Source organism: Epilithonimonas tenax DSM 16811 (assembly GCF_000428485.1).
GTDB classification, from domain to species: Bacteria; Bacteroidota; Bacteroidia; order Flavobacteriales; family Weeksellaceae; genus Epilithonimonas; species Epilithonimonas tenax.
This window is the reverse complement of sequence record NZ_AUAA01000018.1, coordinates 41,051-56,534: the sequence shown is the minus strand read 5'-3', so window position 1 is coordinate 56,534 and position 15,484 is coordinate 41,051. Positions and strand designations below refer to the sequence as shown.

Genomic DNA, 15,484 nt, shown 5'->3' with positions numbered 1-15,484 from the left:
CTAACAACAATACCGTAAACAGTAAACATATAATTAAATTTAGCTTGCAATATCCTTCAATAGTATTTAAAAACTCTGCAAAAATTAAACAGTAAGCTTAGGGGGTTGCCAAATATTTCCATAGAAATTGGAAATGAAAGATAATTCTCGAACAGGGAATTTGAGTAGAGGATTAATAATAGGTTTCTTTACTTTAAGTGCAAAAACATCAAATGTTAAATGAACGGGTGTATTACAATGGCTACAAGTGCAAAAAGGGCTGCAAATATCATTGCTTTTTGTTTGATTATTAGCACGTCGCACAAACTCATTTTTTTTTGAAGTAGTGTTTGTGTTCATACCACACGCATCAGTACAAGGCATTACGGATAGTGCCAAGAAATAGAATGTCAATATGAGTCTTAAAATTTTCACCTTACAAAAGTATTAAATTTTAATTTATGTTTTACTTTTAAAAGATAAAAGGAAAGAGTGGTTCAATAGAAAATTCATTCCGGCTATTTCACCTATAACATTGTATGCTTTGCTGTTTACCATAGTATCGATGTTTAGTTTGAAGGGAGACAAAATTTTAGAGCTACCAATGGACGTTGTTAAAGTTGCTATACCATTAGTAATTTACTTTGTTCTTACATTCTTCATCAGTTTTTTCATTATTAAAGCATTGAAATTGCCTTACGACAAAAATGCATCTATTGCTTTTACAGCCACTGGAAATAATTTTGAATTAGCTATTGCTGTTGCTATAGCGGTTTTTGGAATCCATTCTTCACAAGCATTTGTTGGGGTCATCGGCCCTCTTGTTGAAGTACCTGTTTTAATTTTATTGGTTAGGGTTAGTTTATGGTTAAAAAGAAAATACTATTCTTAAAAAAATATTAGCTGAAACTCTAAAAAACAAGTTCCGCAGTTTTTTCCCCTTTTTGCAAAAAAGGCAAGATCGTCTTTGGATATCAAACTTGAAAAGTTTGTATATACAAAGACACATCTTGCTCAAAAAAAGCCGCTTATTTTTCGGAGTTCTGAAAAACGATTAATAGTATTGATAATCAGCAGTTTTGATTCTTTTATTGTTTTTATTGGAAATGTGTGGAAGTGAAGTCTGAGCATACGAAAGTAAATAATAAATCCTTTCAAAGTGATAATTTATCTATCGTATTGTAGATCAAATCGTAAGGATTTTGACCTGTACTTATCTTAAGCAGGTGACCTGTATATGATTTACGCAGGTATGAACTCCAGCTGTATGTGTATTACGCAGGTTTGATGATCGGCATGATTCTATTTTATGATGATGATCTGTATCTTATTTACACAGGTATGAATTTAAAGCTGTATTTATTTTATGCAGGTTGATGACTAGTATAATCCTTTTTATACAGTTTGCAGGGAAAGCTACAGCAGAGTTCACAATACATTCCGTCAAATTAAAAAAGGGAAGAGAACCTGACATCCCCTCAAAGCTTTTTTGTTCGGAAAAACGTAGGACTTTAGACTTTGGAATTGCGTTTTGCAAAAAAGCGAAGTGGCTTTGAAAGGACATCCAACAAAACCAACCCTAAAAGCAACCGCCATCATTGCCCGGAAATCAACAACAGGATATCTTTACTGAATTACCGCCAGATAAAAATAAACATTGTAAATATTATTGAAAATGAAAAAGAGCGGATAAAAAAAATGATCCGAATTTGCAACATTTGGTGCAACAGGGGTAAACTTCACTAAATATTTTTTTAAACAATTTTGGTAGTTAAAATATTAATCGTAATATTGCGATGTATAATTTTTGATAAAAATGGGAGTTACAAAAACTGAAATATACACGGAACAGCAGAACCGTTTAGCAACTTCGCTAAAGGCATTGGCTCATCCTGCACGCATAGCTATCCTGCAATATATCATTAAACAAAATGCCTGTATTTGTAATGACTTGGTAGAGGAATTGGGATTGGCACAAGCTACCATTTCGCAGCATTTGAAAGAACTAAAAAACATTGGTATTATCAAAGGAAATATAGAGGGAACCAGTGTATGCTACTGCATTGATGAAAATGTCTGGCAGCAGATTAAGAAGGAACTCAATACTTTCTTTGTTGACGATATAGGTATTGATAAATGTTGCTAAGCATTTATTTTAACCAAATCAATCGTAATAATGCAATATAACAATTAAATAATGAAATTATGAAACTATCAAAAATCAAAGAAATCTTACCAACATTAGAGCATGTTGAATTTCAATTAGAGAACGGAACGTTTGTTCCCGAACATTTCCACGTTACCGAAGTTGGGCAAATCAATAAAATTTTTATTGATTGTGGTGGTGTAATCCGCAATGAAAAAGTTGTCAATTTCCAATTATGGAATGCTGACGATTACGAACATAGATTGAAGCCAACCAAACTATTAAATATCATCAAACTATCCGAAGAAAAATTAGGTATGGAAGATGCCGAAATTGAAGTAGAATATCAAATTGATACTATCGGGAAATATGATTTGGATTTCAACGGAAAAACATTCGTACTGAAAAGTAAAACAACAGCTTGTCTTGCTCAGGATGCTTGCGGTATTCCTGTCGAAAAGCAAAAAATAAAATTATCAGCGTTGAATAATGCTTCCTGCACACCTAATTCAGGATGTTGTTAAACCCTTTAAATCAATCAAAATGTATAAGAATTTAGTTGAAACAATAAACAATGTTACTACTTTTCAAAACATCAGTGAAGAACGCAAAAATATATTACGACCACTGATAGATTTTGTACAGCAAAAAGTAAACAATAGTCAGGAAATAAGTATCAACTTCATTTGTACCCACAATTCCCGAAGAAGCCATTTATCGCAGGTTTGGGCACAGGTAGCAGCAGCACACTATGTTATCCCAAAGGTACATTGTTATTCGGGTGGTACAGAAGAAACGGCATTATTCCCGAAAGTGGCAGAAACATTGACACATCAGGGATTAAGTATTTTCAAAATAGCAGATACCGACAATCCTGTATATGCCATAAAGTATAGTGATAATTCTTTGCCGATTGTTGGTTTCTCCAAAAAATATGATAGCCCTTTCAATCCTGTATCAGCGTTTGCAGCTATTATGACCTGTTCACAGGCAGACGGCGGATGCCCTTTTATTGCAGGAGCAGAAAAGAGAATACCTATCACATTTGAAGACCCTAAAATTTCAGACAATACACCGGAACAATCAAAGGTCTATGCTGATAGAAGTTTACAGATAGCAACGGAAATGTTCTATGTTTTTTCAATGATTAAAATGTAGCCGATGCAACCAAAACTAAAATTCTTAGACAGATACCTTACCTTATGGATATTCCTTGCAATGGCAGTAGGTATAGGATTGGGATATATTTTTCCCGGTATTTCAAAAATTACAAATGCGCTATCCGTAGGCACTACAAATATTCCGTTGGCAATAGGTTTAATATTGATGATGTATCCGCCATTAGCAAAGGTTGATTATTCATTATTGCCTATGGCGTTTAAGGATAAAAAAGTAATTGGTATATCCTTATTGCTGAATTGGGTTATCGGTACAGTGCTAATGTTCGGGTTAGCCGTTTTATTTTTAAGGAATGAACCCGATTATATGACAGGTTTGATACTGATAGGTTTGGCAAGATGTATCGCAATGGTAATCGTTTGGAGTGATTTAGCTAAAGCAAACAGAGAATATACAGCTATGTTAGTTGCATTAAACAGTATCTTCCAGATATTTACTTACAGTTTTTTAGTATGGTTATTCATCAACGTATTACCTGCAAAATTAGTATTAGCCAATTTCAATGTAAGCGTATCAATGAAAGATGTTACCGAAAGCGTATTGATATATTTAGGTATTCCTTTCTTGGCAGGTTTTTAAGCCGATACATCCTTGTAAAATCAAAAGGTATAGAATGGTATAACCGGAAATTTGTACCCAAAATATCGCCCATTACATTGTATGCTTTACTGTTTACTATAGTATTGATGTTCAGTCTGAAAGGCGATAAAATAGTAGAGTTGCCAATGGATGTAGTAAAAGTAGCAATACCGTTAATCATCTATTTTATACTTATGTTTTTCGTGAGCTTCTTTATCAATAAATCTCTTAAAGTTCCTTACGATAAAAACGCATCCATCGCATTTACAGCCACAGGAAACAATTTTGAATTGGCAATAGCCGTAGCAATATCGGTTTTCGGTATTCATTCGCCACAGGCATTTGTGGGCGTTATCGGCCCATTGGTGGAAGTTCCTGTACTGATATTATTGGTACGTGCAAGTTTGTGGCTAAAGAAGAAATATTATGACCAAAATGCTCATTGATGCTTTGAATAAAGAAATGATATAAAGAAAGTCAGCAAACTACTTGACCAGTTTTCCATTTGGCAGATATAAATTTAAGCAATATTAAAAATGAAGAATTGGACAACGCAGTGGATAAATACATCAATTGACAACTGTTCTACAATTACAAGAAAATATTAATTGTAATTTTATAGAGCTTATTTTAAGCTAATTTCAAATAAAGCACAAAATATATGACAACACTCTTTATAAAAAATATGGTTTGCAACCGTTGTATTATGGTAGTGCAGAATGAATTGGAGAAGCTTGGATTGACTGTGAAAAATATAAAGCTGGGAGAAGTTACCTTGGATAAAGAATTAGCTGAAAACGTTAAAACCAATTTAGTGCAAGCACTGACTGTATTAGGTTTTGAATTAATAGATGATAAAAAAAGCCGAATTATAGAAAAAATAAAAAATATTATTATTGACCTCGTTCATCATCAGGATGGCGAAACAAAATACAATTTGTCGGATGTTTTAAATAGCAAGATACACCACGACTATAATTATCTCTCTAATTTATTTTCAGAAATTGAAGGCACTACTATCGAAAAATATTTTATTGCCCAAAAAATAGAGAAGGTAAAAGAATTATTGGTATATGATGAACTATCTTTGAGTGAAATTGCTTTCCGTTTAAATTACTCAAGTGTAGCCTATTTAAGCAACCAATTCAAAAAGGTAACAGGACTTACCCCAAGTTATTTCAAGCGAATACGAGAGGATAAAAGAAAACCTTTGGATAAGGTCTAAGTAAATCTTACAAATCATTCCCAAAATTCCACAACGAAAAAATGGAAACAATACGGAACTTTGTATCATAAAACTCATACAAAATGGTACACAAATATCAAGTAACAGGTATGACCTGTGGAGGTTGCGAAGCAAAGGTGAAATCAGCTTTATTAAAGGTTGAAAATGTGACAAATGTTGAAGTTTCAAAAGATGAAAACTCAGCTACCCTGACAATGGATAAACACATTCCAACTACACAATTGCAAAAAGCATTAACCGTTGTTGGAAAATATACCATAGAAATGAGCAATAACAAAAGCCCACAACATACCACGACAAATGAACCAGTGGCAAAATCCTGCTGCTCTGCTCATTCTCACGATGATAAAAAAACAATCGAAGTGACTAGCAATATAAAAGGCAAATACTATTGTCCAATGCATTGTGAAGGCGATAAAACTTATGATAAAGCTGGCGATTGCCCTGTTTGTGGAATGCATTTGGTAAAAGAAGCAGAATTGAATGTAAAGAAAACGATGTACACCTGCCCAATGCATCCCGAAGTTATTCAAGATAGTCCGGGTTCATGTCCTATATGCGGAATGGATTTAGTACCCATGGAACCAAGCGATTCCGAAGAAAAAAAAACCTATCTGGATTTGCTTAAAAAAATGAAAATTGCAACCCTCTTTACGGTGCCAATTTTTATTATTGCCATGATGGAAATGGTACATAACAATCCGTTATTTCAAATAATGGACAGCAACATGTGGAACTGGGTGCAATTTCTGTTTTCAATTCCTGTTGTTTTCTATGCTGGTTGGATGTTTTTTGTACGAGCTTGGAAATCCATAATCACTTGGAATCTAAATATGTTTACCCTTATCGGAATAGGAACTGGAGTTGCATTTTTGTTTAGTATTGTAGGAATGCTGATTCCGAATATCTTTCCGGAAGAATTTAAAACCGAACACGGAACCATTCATCTTTATTTTGAAGCAGCAACAGTAATCATTACACTGGTCTTGTTGGGACAATTGTTAGAAGCAAGAGCACATAGCCAAACCAGTGGAGCTATAAAAGCGTTATTACAATTAGCACCAACCGAAGCTACTTTGATTGGTGAAGGGGGCGATAAAGTGATTTCCATTCATGATATTAAGAAAGGTGATTTATTACGCGTAAAACCAGGAGATAAAATTCCAGTTGACGGAAAAATAACCGATGGTGAAAGCAGTATTGATGAAGCAATGATTACAGGAGAACCAATTCCCGTTGACAAAAAGAAAGACGATAATGTAATTTCGGGAACAATCAACGGGAACAAATCATTTGTAATGATGGCCGAAAAAGTAGGTTCTGAAACATTACTTTCTCAAATTGTACAAATGGTTAACGATGCTTCTCGTTCAAGAGCACCCATTCAAAAATTAGCCGATAGTATTTCTAAATATTTTGTACCCATTGTAGTAATCATTTCAGTAATTACCTTTTTTGTTTGGGCACTATTTGGTCCAGAACCAGCGAAGGTTTATGGATTTATAAATGCCATTGCAGTTTTAATCATAGCTTGTCCTTGTGCTTTAGGTTTAGCCACGCCGATGTCTGTGATGGTGGGTGTGGGCAAAGGAGCACAATCTGGAGTATTAATTAAAAATGCCGAAGCCTTAGAAAATATGAATAAGGTGGATGTTTTAATAACAGATAAAACAGGAACGCTAACTGAGGGAAAACCTTCTGTAGAAAAAATTTACGCATCAACTAATAACGAGGATGATTTATTGCAAAATATAGCTTCCTTAAACCAATACAGTGAACATCCATTGGCACAAGCAGTAGTCAATTATGCCAAAACAAAATCTATTTCATTAATTGGAGTCAAAGATTTTGAAAATGTTACAGGAAAAGGAGTTACAGGAACGGTTACCAATAGAAAAGTAGCATTAGGCAATAAAAAACTAATGGAACAGGTTAAGGCAACTATTTCTGACGATTTAGAAACCAAAATTATTGCAGAACAAAAACTTGGTAAAACGGTTTCTTACATTGCTGTTGATGATGTTACAGTTGGTTTTGTTTCAATTACCGATGCGATAAAAACTTCGAGTGCAGCAGCGATAAAAGAACTAATGCTCCAAGGTGTAGAAGTAATTATGCTTACTGGCGACAATGTTAATACAGCCAAAGCAGTAGCGGATGAATTAGGTTTATCTTCCTATAAAGCAGGATGCTTACCCGAAGATAAACTCAACGAAATTAAACGTTTACAAGCAGAAGGGAAAATTGTAGCTATGGCTGGTGATGGTATAAATGATGCTCCGGCATTAGCACAAGCCAATATCGGAATAGCTATGGGAACTGGAACTGATGTAGCCATAGAAAGTGCCAAAATAACTTTAGTAAAAGGCGATTTATTAGGTATCGTTAAAGCAAAAAATTTGAGCCATGCTGTTATGAAAAACATCAAGCAAAATTTATTCTTTGCCTTTTTCTACAATGTGCTTGGTGTTCCAATTGCAGCAGGTATTTTATATCCGTTTTTCGGAATTTTATTATCTCCAATGATTGCAGCTTTAGCAATGTCTTTAAGTTCTGTATCGGTAATCGTAAATGCATTGCGATTACGCAGTTTTAAACTTTAAATGAATTATTCAATAAACAAAATGGAAAAGAATAATCAAGACTTACGATTCAAAACAAATATTAACTGTGGTGGATGTGTAGCATCTGTAAAACCTCATTTGGATAATACCATGGTATAATATGCCATTGGGAAGTAGATACAACTAAAGACAAGGTGCTTACCGTAAAATCAGAAGGAATTACACAAGAACAGGTAATTGAAACTGTACAGAAAGCAGGTTTTAAGATAGAACCATTAAACAAAGATAATTTCCTTATCCTAATAACCTGTTTAGTTATTTAACTTATAACAAACACTTTAGGTAATTAACTGTATATTTATTTTAATAAGCATAAAAAGGACTATGCAGACTAGTGATTTAGATATTTTATCTATAATTCTGTGTTTGCAGTTCACGAAAGTGCAAAATATAGCAATTAAAAGAAATAATTTCATAATTTTGTAGTGTTGAAAAATTTGAGTAAACATATCAGCTTTGTCATCTTACTATGTTTGGGCTTTTTCCTAATGCCAAGCATAAGCTATGCTTGTGCAAAAAAAACAACTAAGACAGAGCAAAAGTCCTGCTCAAAAGATCAATCTGCAAAAGCAGAACATAAAAGCAGTTGCAAGGACAAGTCCTGTAAAAAATGCAAAAATGGTCACGACTGCGACGGCAATTGTAAGCACAGTTCATGTGGATGTAGCACTTCTTCATCTTCTGTAAGCTTACCAATACCAATAGATTTAAAAACAGCTAACCCTTTTGCTGAAATTAAAAAGCAAAAATTCGGTTTCAAAGAAGCCTACTATTCTTCAGGCTACTCTTCCATTTGGCAACCACCTAAAATAAGCTAAAACGATGGCTTGTTAGCCATACGTGTGCCTTGTCGAAAGCTGAATCCAGTTTTCGCAAACTCTTCGTATATCTTATTAAATTAAAAAAAATAAAAATGAAATCAATATCAAAAATATTGATGGTAATCATCGTATTACTATCAGCCGTAAACAGTTTTGCACAAATCAAAAATGCAAAAACAGAAACTGTAAAAATATATGGCAACTGCGAAATGTGTAAAACAACCATCGAAAAAGCAGGAAATTTAAAAAATGTAGCCACGGTAGATTGGAATAAAGATACCAAGATTGCTACACTCAACTATGATGGTAAAAAAACAAATCAGGACGAAATATTGAAACGCATTGCCTTAGCAGGTTATGACAGTGAGAAATTTTTGGCTCCAGATGATGTATATGCAAAATTATCCGACTGTTGCCAGTATAAAAGGGAACTAAAACCAGTTGCAAAAACCAGAGATGCAGGTATGGATATGAAAAATGAACACGCCAACCATAACCAAAGCGATATGGCTCAAAAAAATACCACTGAAACACAAAATGTACCGCAATTAAAAGCCGTTTTCAATAACTATTTTTCAGTGAAAGATGCGTTGGTAAAAACTGATGCAGGTACTTCTTCCGCAAAAGCTACCGAATTGGTAAAAGCCATTAAAGCAGTAGAAATGACAAAACTTTCCAACGAAGAACATACCGTTTGGATGAAAGTAATGAAAGATTTAACTGCTAATGCAGAAAAAATTGCTATAGCAAAAGATGTTACCAAACAAAGAGAAATTTTCGCTTTACTGGCTAATAATATGTACGAATTAGCCAAAGTTTCAAAACAAGAAACACCTGTTTATTATCAACATTGCCCAATGTACAATAATGGTAAAGGAGCAAATTGGCTAAGCAAAGAAGAAGCAATTAAAAACCCGTATTACGGCTCTCAAATGCTCACTTGTGGCAGCGTACAAGAAACTATTAAATAACAAATAAAAAACAATTGTTATGGAAAGTATGAAAAACCAACACGGAATGCAACATACCCAAAAGAGTGAAGAAAATAATCCCAATCATTCTTTAGCAATGTACAAACGCTTTGCTATAATGGCTGTTGCAATGTTTGTAGTTATGTACTTTATTATGTATGCTATGATAGACGGATTGGACAATCTTATCCCGAACATCAATAATTTATATATGACCCTGCTAATGGTTTCGGCAATGTTGGTCATTGAAATATGGATAATGAAAGGAATGTATCAAAACAAAAAAATCAACCGGGTAATCATTACATTTTCCCTTGCAATTGGTGTTTTTTCTTGGTTTGGTATTCGGGAGCAAATAAATGTGGGCGACAAACAATTTGTAAAAGGTATGATACCACACCACGCAGCAGCAGTGCTGATGTCTGAAAAAGCAAAGCTAACCGACCCCGAGCTGATAGAGTTGCAAAAAAACATACTCGAAACACAGGCAAAAGAAATCGAACTTATGAAGCGTAAGCTGAAAGAATTTGAAAACAAATAAATAAGATAAATTCCTTTAATAATATTAGAAATAAATAAAATGAAAAATATAATTTTCTCAATCATTACATTAGTAGCAATTGCAGTTGTAACAATTTCCTGCAATCAATCTTCAAATAAAAATAACAACCAGCAAACTAATGATAGCACAGCCATAACTGAAACCCAAGATTTGTCAGCAGCAACACAAAATGATACAACAGCTGCCGTTACTTCAAGAGATACACTATCTCAAAAGGTGGAAAAATCCGCTGTAAAAGAGCAGGCACAAAACTTCTCTATTGAACCAATTGTAAAAGATTATCTGGTTTTAAAAAATGCACTCGTTGCAGATAATGACAAAGCAGCTGCTAATGCAGGAAAACAACTTTTTGCTACTTTAAGCAAGGTGGATATGAAAACCATAGCTGCAAACAAGCATAAGGAGTTTATGGATATTTTCGAAAATGCTAAGGAAAATGCAGAACACATTGGCGATAATGCAGGCAAAATAGACCATCAAAGAGAGCATTTAGCATCGTTAAGTAAAGATGTTTCCGACCTTATTGCATTATTTGGGACTACACAAAAACTATATCAGAACTATTGCCCAATGTACAATGATGGTAAAGGTGCTGTTTGGATTAGCGAAGCTAAAGCAATAAAAAATCCATATTACGGTAATCAGATGCTTACCTGTGGCTCTGTAAAAAAAGAGTTCTAAATGAAGAAAGTATTAAAGATAATATTGGCAATAGTTCTGTTTATTTTTATTGGAATACAATTTTATCAGCCTGCCCTTAATGTAGATAAAGGGCAGGTTTACACAACAGATTTTACCCAATTCTATAAAATGCCTGTTCAAGTAAAAGCGATGTTTCAAACCTCTTGCTACGATTGCCATAGCAACAATACCAACTATGTTTGGTACGATTACATACAGCCCGCAAGAGCATTGGTAGAGAGCCATATCAAAAACGCAAAAGAAGATTTGAATTTCAACGAATGGGATACATACTCAAATAGGAAGCAGGAAAGATTATTAAACTCAATTAAAGAACAAATCGAAACTAAACAAATGCCCTTATCATCATATACAATGATGCATAAAAATACAAAACTGAATGATGAGCAAATCAAAGTATTAACCAATTGGTTAAAAGAGCAGGAGTAAGTTTCAAAAAAAAAATATCAAAATGAATATACCTAAAAATATTACGATCAGGTTGCTGCAAGCAGTTTTTATACTGTTATGTTCGCAATCTCTCTTTGCACAAAAAGTAGTTCGTTACGAGTTGTATGTAAAAGATACGCTTGTCAACTACGCAGGCAAAGAAAAAAGAGCCATTTCCGTAAATGGTCAAATACCAATGCCAACGCTTACATTCACAGAAGGTGATACAGCCGAAATTGTTGTACATAACCAATTAAAAGAAAGTACCTCATTGCATTGGCACGGAGTGTTCCTGCCCAACAAAGAAGATGGTGTGCCCTGGCTTACACAAAAACCTATTAAGGCAGGCACAACGTATACCTATCGTTTCCCAATTATCCAACACGGAACGCATTGGTATCACTCACATTCTGGTTTGCAGGAGCAAATTGGGATGTATGGTAGTTTTATAATGAAGAAAAAGGATGATGATAAAACCTTTAGAAAAGGAATTGACGATTTGCCGACCGTTCCAATTATATTAAGTGAGTGGACAAATCTTAACCCCGATAATATCAACCGTATGCTACACAATGCAAATGATTGGGCGGCCATTAAGAAAGGCGCAACACAATCATATGTTGAAGCTATTAAGGAGGGAAAATTAGGGGTAAAGGTAAAAAACGAGTGGAAGCGGATGCTGGCGATGGATGTCAGTGACATTTACTATGATAAAATCCTAATAAATGGTAGCCATAGCACCGATTTGAAAACAATTGATGGTAAAAAGCTAAAAGCAGGCGACAAAGTCAGATTGCGTGTTTCCAATGGAGGGGCGTCTTCATATTTCTGGCTACGGTATGCTGGAGGAAAAATTACAGTAGTAGCGAATGATGGGAATGATGTTGAGCCTGTAGAGGTGGACAGGTTAATCATTGCCGTTTCTGAAACTTACGATATTGTAGTGACTATCCCTCAAGATGGTTTGGCTTACGAGTTCTTAGCAACAACCGAAGACAGGACACAATCTGCGAGTTACTTTATAGGTGATGGGGTCAAACAGCTTATTTCTCCACTCCCACGATTGAAGTATTTCGAGGGGATGAAGATGATGAACGATATGATGAAAATGAATGGCGATTTGAACGATATGGGCATGAAGATGAGCCTTAACCAAATGGACATGAATGTAGTGATGTATCCCGAAATTACCGGAGATGCAACAAAAAAAGCAGACCACAGTAAGCATGAGGGTATGGATATGGATAACGACGCTAACCGTTACAACGCTAATGCCTTGGGAGACATCAAAACATTAAATTATGCTATGTTGCAATCACCTTATAACACCTCTCTTCCAAATGATGCGCCTGTAAAAGAGTTGAAATTCACACTTACTGGCAACATGAACCGCTATGTATGGAGCATGGATAATAAAATACTTTCGGAAACTGACAAAATACCTGTAAAAAAAGGAGAAATTCTACGGATTACCATTTATAATAATTCAATGATGCGGCATCCAATGCATCTTCACGGATTTGATTTCAGGGTGATAAACGGAAAAGGCGAAAAATCGCCGCTTAAAAATGTGTTGGATATCATGCCTATGGAAATAGATACCATTGAGTTTTTAGCAAATGAGGAAGGTGATTGGTTCTTTCATTGCCATATATTATATCACATGATGGCGGGAATGAACAGGGTCTTTGAAGTTGGAGACTACAATAACCCCTATCTACCCGATAAGGCAAAAGCCTATAAAGAATTGCAAAGAGAAAGTAATATGCCTCATTTTATGGCACAAAACGATTTTGCAACCAATGGTAATGATGGAGAAGCTATGCTAATGAATGCACGCTACCAATTAGGTACAGAATGGCGTTTGGGCTACAATGATATGCACGGTTATGAAGTAGAAACTCATTTAGGACGATATATTGGTAAAATGCAATGGTTTATGCCATTCATCGGTTTTGACTGGCGTTACCGCAGACTCGGTATTGATCAGCACGAAAAGAATTTGTTTGGGCAAAGAAATGAGAAAGACACCCGCAGACAGTTTAGCTTAGGATTTATCTATACGCTGCCGATGCTGGTCAATTTTCAGGCAGAAGTATATCATGATGGAATTGTGAGATTGCAGTTAATGCGTAAAGATATACCAATTTCAAAAAGACTAAGAGGTGGTTTTATGGTCAACACCGATATGGAATATATGACAGAGCTAAAATATATTATCAATAAAAATGTGGGTATTCGTACACATTATGATAGCGATATGGGCTGGGGTATTGGGTTATCTTTAAATTATTAAAACAAAGGATAAACAGCTAAGCCAGGAAACCGAAAACGTTTTTTCAATCCGTTTGAGCTGTCTCAACTATTTACCACAATATTACAATTTAAAATTGCACATGACAATGATAGAACTGATAAAGGCAACACCCGCATTTCCTGTCAGGGAAATTGACAAAGCAGTTCAATTTTACAAAGACAAATTTGGTTTTGATTGTCGGCACAAGGAAGACACTTTTGCAATTTTGGTTCGGGGCAACATAGAACTGCATTTGTGGGCTTCCTGCAATTATAGTTGGAAATGGAAAAGCATTTTTCTATTTCTAAAACCGATTAGTAGTGGGGCAGAAAGCTTTTTAGCAGGAACACACAGTTGCAGAATTGAAGTAAAAGGAGTTGAAGAGCTGTATAAAGAGCTAAAAGAAAAAGAGGTGCTTCACAATGAAAAAACAGAGATAGAAAGTACCTATTATGGCACAAGAGAATTTGCAGCATTAGACTTATACGGAAATCTTTTATCCTTTTATGAAAATGTATAAAAAGATGTTTTTGTATTTTAGTATTTGCTTAAATAAACAATTTGCTTATCTTTGTACTTATGGATAATCTTTCTTGTATAAGGCAGCAGGCGGACGTTAAGCAGATAATGCGTTGCAAAGACCGGATTAGTGAAATCAAAGGAACAGTTGATTATTTATCCAGCGGACTTGAGTTAGCGGGTAACAATGTAAGACTGAAAATACTTTTTCTTCTTTATGAAGAAAAGAAACTTTGTGTTTGCGACCTAAGCGATATTCTCAGTATGACCATTTCGGCAGTTTCTCAGCACTTGCGAAAACTCAAAGACAGAAAACTCATTGAAACGGAAAGACAAGCGCAAACTATTTTCTATTCGTTGGCAAAAGAGTATGAAAAAATGCTCAAACCTTTTTTCAAAATCCTTAACGAAAACAAAATTTTGGAAACAATATGAAAACAGAAAAAAAATTAATCGGTGCAGGACTTTTGACAGCAATTGCTTCGTCCTTGTGCTGTATTACGCCAATTTTGGCTATAGTTGCGGGTTCAAGCGGAATTGCTTCTACCTTTTCGTGGCTCGAACCTTTTCGACCTTATTTTATTGGTATGACTGTTTTAGTTCTTGGCTTTGCTTGGTATCAAAAACTGAAACCTCAACAACAAATTGACTGTAATTGTGAAACAAATCAAAAACAAAATTTTATGCAAACGAAATCATTGTTAGGAAGTATTACCGTAATATCAGTTTTACTTCTATCATTTCCGAGTTATGCTCACATCTTTGTTCCGAAGACAAAAATCACGGCAATTGTTACTTCGACTTCTAAAATTCAGAAAGTTGAATTTACTATTAAAGGAATGACTTGTTCAGGATGTGAACATCATGTAAAGACAGAAATTAGCAAACTAAAAGGCATTGTTGAAGTTATTGTTTCTTACGAAAAAGGCAACGCAATTGTAAAGTTCGACAACAAACAAACCAGCATCGAGCAAATCGAAAAAGCTATCAACTCTACTGGTTACAAATCACTAAAAAGCAAAATTATTTCATAATGGACATCATTTTAATATCCGAAATAACTTGTCCAACCTGCGGACATAAGAAATCCGAAGAAATGCCAACTGATGCTTGTCAATTTTTCTATCAGTGTGAGAGTTGCAAAACAACTCTAAAACCTATAAAGGGAGATTGTTGCGTGTTTTGTAGTTACGGTACAGTAAAGTGCCCACCTATTCAAGAGGGAAATGCTTGTTGTAAATAACTAAACCACTATGGACTTTCAGTCCATAGATTTGAACAACGAATGAAATTCGTTTAAAAAACTCCACAGATGCACAGATAATAAAATATTAAAAAATTCATTTTATTATCTGTGCATCTGTGTCGAATAAAAAATTTATAGAAACTGAAATTCTTGCACTGAAAGTGCATAGTTTCAACTAACTATTT

16 protein-coding genes and 2 pseudogenes are annotated in these 15,484 nt (G+C 34.7%); 17 read left to right on the top strand and 1 reads right to left on the bottom strand.

Translation table 11 applies throughout. The features are described 5' to 3' along the window. Positions 1 to 84: 84 nt before the first annotated feature. Positions 85 to 414, bottom strand: a complete 330-nt coding sequence (locus F564_RS21205) for a DUF6660 family protein (protein WP_394330632.1) — start codon at positions 412 to 414, stop codon at positions 85 to 87. Positions 415 to 460: 46 nt separating this feature from the next. Between F564_RS21205 and F564_RS19120 the strand changes: the two are divergent. The 17 genes and pseudogenes from F564_RS19120 to F564_RS20965 all read left to right on the top strand — a co-directional run. After that, positions 461 to 871: pseudogene (locus F564_RS19120) on the top strand (arsenic resistance protein); the annotation flags it as partial. 924 nt (positions 872 to 1,795) lie between these two features. Further along, positions 1,796 to 2,125, top strand: a complete 330-nt coding sequence (locus tag F564_RS0110515) for an ArsR/SmtB family transcription factor (protein ID WP_028122609.1) — start codon at positions 1,796 to 1,798, stop codon at positions 2,123 to 2,125. Positions 2,126 to 2,184: 59 nt separating this feature from the next. After that, the gene (locus F564_RS0110510) at positions 2,185 to 2,649 is read left to right on the top strand and encodes a DUF6428 family protein (protein ID WP_028122608.1); all 465 of its coding nucleotides are present in this window, start codon (positions 2,185 to 2,187) and stop codon (positions 2,647 to 2,649) included. Between the two features lie 19 nt (positions 2,650 to 2,668). Continuing rightward, positions 2,669 to 3,283 (top strand): arsenate-mycothiol transferase ArsC, encoded by a 615-nt coding sequence (locus F564_RS0110505; RefSeq protein ID WP_028122607.1) that lies wholly within the window; start codon positions 2,669 to 2,671, stop codon positions 3,281 to 3,283. Positions 3,284 to 3,286: 3 nt separating this feature from the next. Then, positions 3,287 to 4,329: pseudogene (gene arsB, locus F564_RS19115) on the top strand (ACR3 family arsenite efflux transporter). 215 nt (positions 4,330 to 4,544) lie between these two features. Further along, a complete protein-coding gene (locus F564_RS0110495; RefSeq protein WP_028122606.1) occupies positions 4,545 to 5,108 on the top strand; it encodes a helix-turn-helix domain-containing protein in 564 nt (187 codons plus the stop codon). Positions 5,109 to 5,191: 83 nt separating this feature from the next. Then, positions 5,192 to 7,732, top strand: coding sequence for a heavy metal translocating P-type ATPase (locus tag F564_RS0110490; RefSeq protein WP_028122605.1), 2,541 nt, complete (start codon positions 5,192 to 5,194; stop codon positions 7,730 to 7,732). Between the two features lie 525 nt (positions 7,733 to 8,257). Continuing rightward, positions 8,258 to 8,440, top strand: a complete 183-nt coding sequence (locus F564_RS0110485) for a hypothetical protein (protein ID WP_028122604.1) — start codon at positions 8,258 to 8,260, stop codon at positions 8,438 to 8,440. Positions 8,441 to 8,666: 226 nt separating this feature from the next. Further along, entirely contained in the window at positions 8,667 to 9,545 is an 879-nt protein-coding gene (locus F564_RS0110480) for a DUF3347 domain-containing protein (RefSeq protein WP_028122603.1), read from the top strand. A 19-nt stretch (positions 9,546 to 9,564) separates the two neighbouring features. After that, positions 9,565 to 10,086 carry a DUF305 domain-containing protein gene (locus F564_RS0110475; protein ID WP_028122602.1) on the top strand — a complete coding sequence of 174 codons (522 nt, stop codon included), beginning with the start codon at positions 9,565 to 9,567 and terminating at the stop codon, positions 10,084 to 10,086. Positions 10,087 to 10,125: 39 nt separating this feature from the next. Further along, positions 10,126 to 10,788 carry a DUF3347 domain-containing protein gene (locus F564_RS0110470; protein ID WP_028122601.1) on the top strand — a complete coding sequence of 221 codons (663 nt, stop codon included), beginning with the start codon at positions 10,126 to 10,128 and terminating at the stop codon, positions 10,786 to 10,788. Then, entirely contained in the window at positions 10,789 to 11,238 is a 450-nt protein-coding gene (locus F564_RS0110465; RefSeq protein WP_028122600.1) for a heme-binding domain-containing protein, read from the top strand. A gap of 22 nt (positions 11,239 to 11,260) precedes the next feature. Next, the gene (locus F564_RS0110460) at positions 11,261 to 13,534 is read left to right on the top strand and encodes a multicopper oxidase family protein (RefSeq protein WP_028122599.1); all 2,274 of its coding nucleotides are present in this window, start codon (positions 11,261 to 11,263) and stop codon (positions 13,532 to 13,534) included. A gap of 106 nt (positions 13,535 to 13,640) precedes the next feature. Then, positions 13,641 to 14,054: a bleomycin resistance protein gene (locus tag F564_RS0110455; RefSeq protein WP_198417452.1), complete on the top strand. Its 414-nt coding sequence runs from the start codon at positions 13,641 to 13,643 to the stop codon at positions 14,052 to 14,054. A gap of 59 nt (positions 14,055 to 14,113) precedes the next feature. Further along, on the top strand, positions 14,114 to 14,488 hold the full coding sequence (locus F564_RS0110450; RefSeq protein WP_028122597.1) for an ArsR/SmtB family transcription factor: 375 nt from the start codon (positions 14,114 to 14,116) through the stop codon (positions 14,486 to 14,488). Next, positions 14,485 to 15,087: a mercuric transport protein MerTP gene (merTP, locus tag F564_RS0110445; RefSeq protein ID WP_028122596.1), complete on the top strand. Its 603-nt coding sequence runs from the start codon at positions 14,485 to 14,487 to the stop codon at positions 15,085 to 15,087. Before F564_RS0110450 ends, merTP begins: the two co-directional genes overlap by 4 nt. Further along, on the top strand, positions 15,087 to 15,296 hold the full coding sequence (locus tag F564_RS20965) for a GDCCVxC domain-containing (seleno)protein (protein WP_072410579.1): 210 nt from the start codon (positions 15,087 to 15,089) through the stop codon (positions 15,294 to 15,296). The genes merTP and F564_RS20965 overlap by 1 nt, the downstream gene beginning before the upstream one ends. Positions 15,297 to 15,484: the final 188 nt, after the last annotated feature.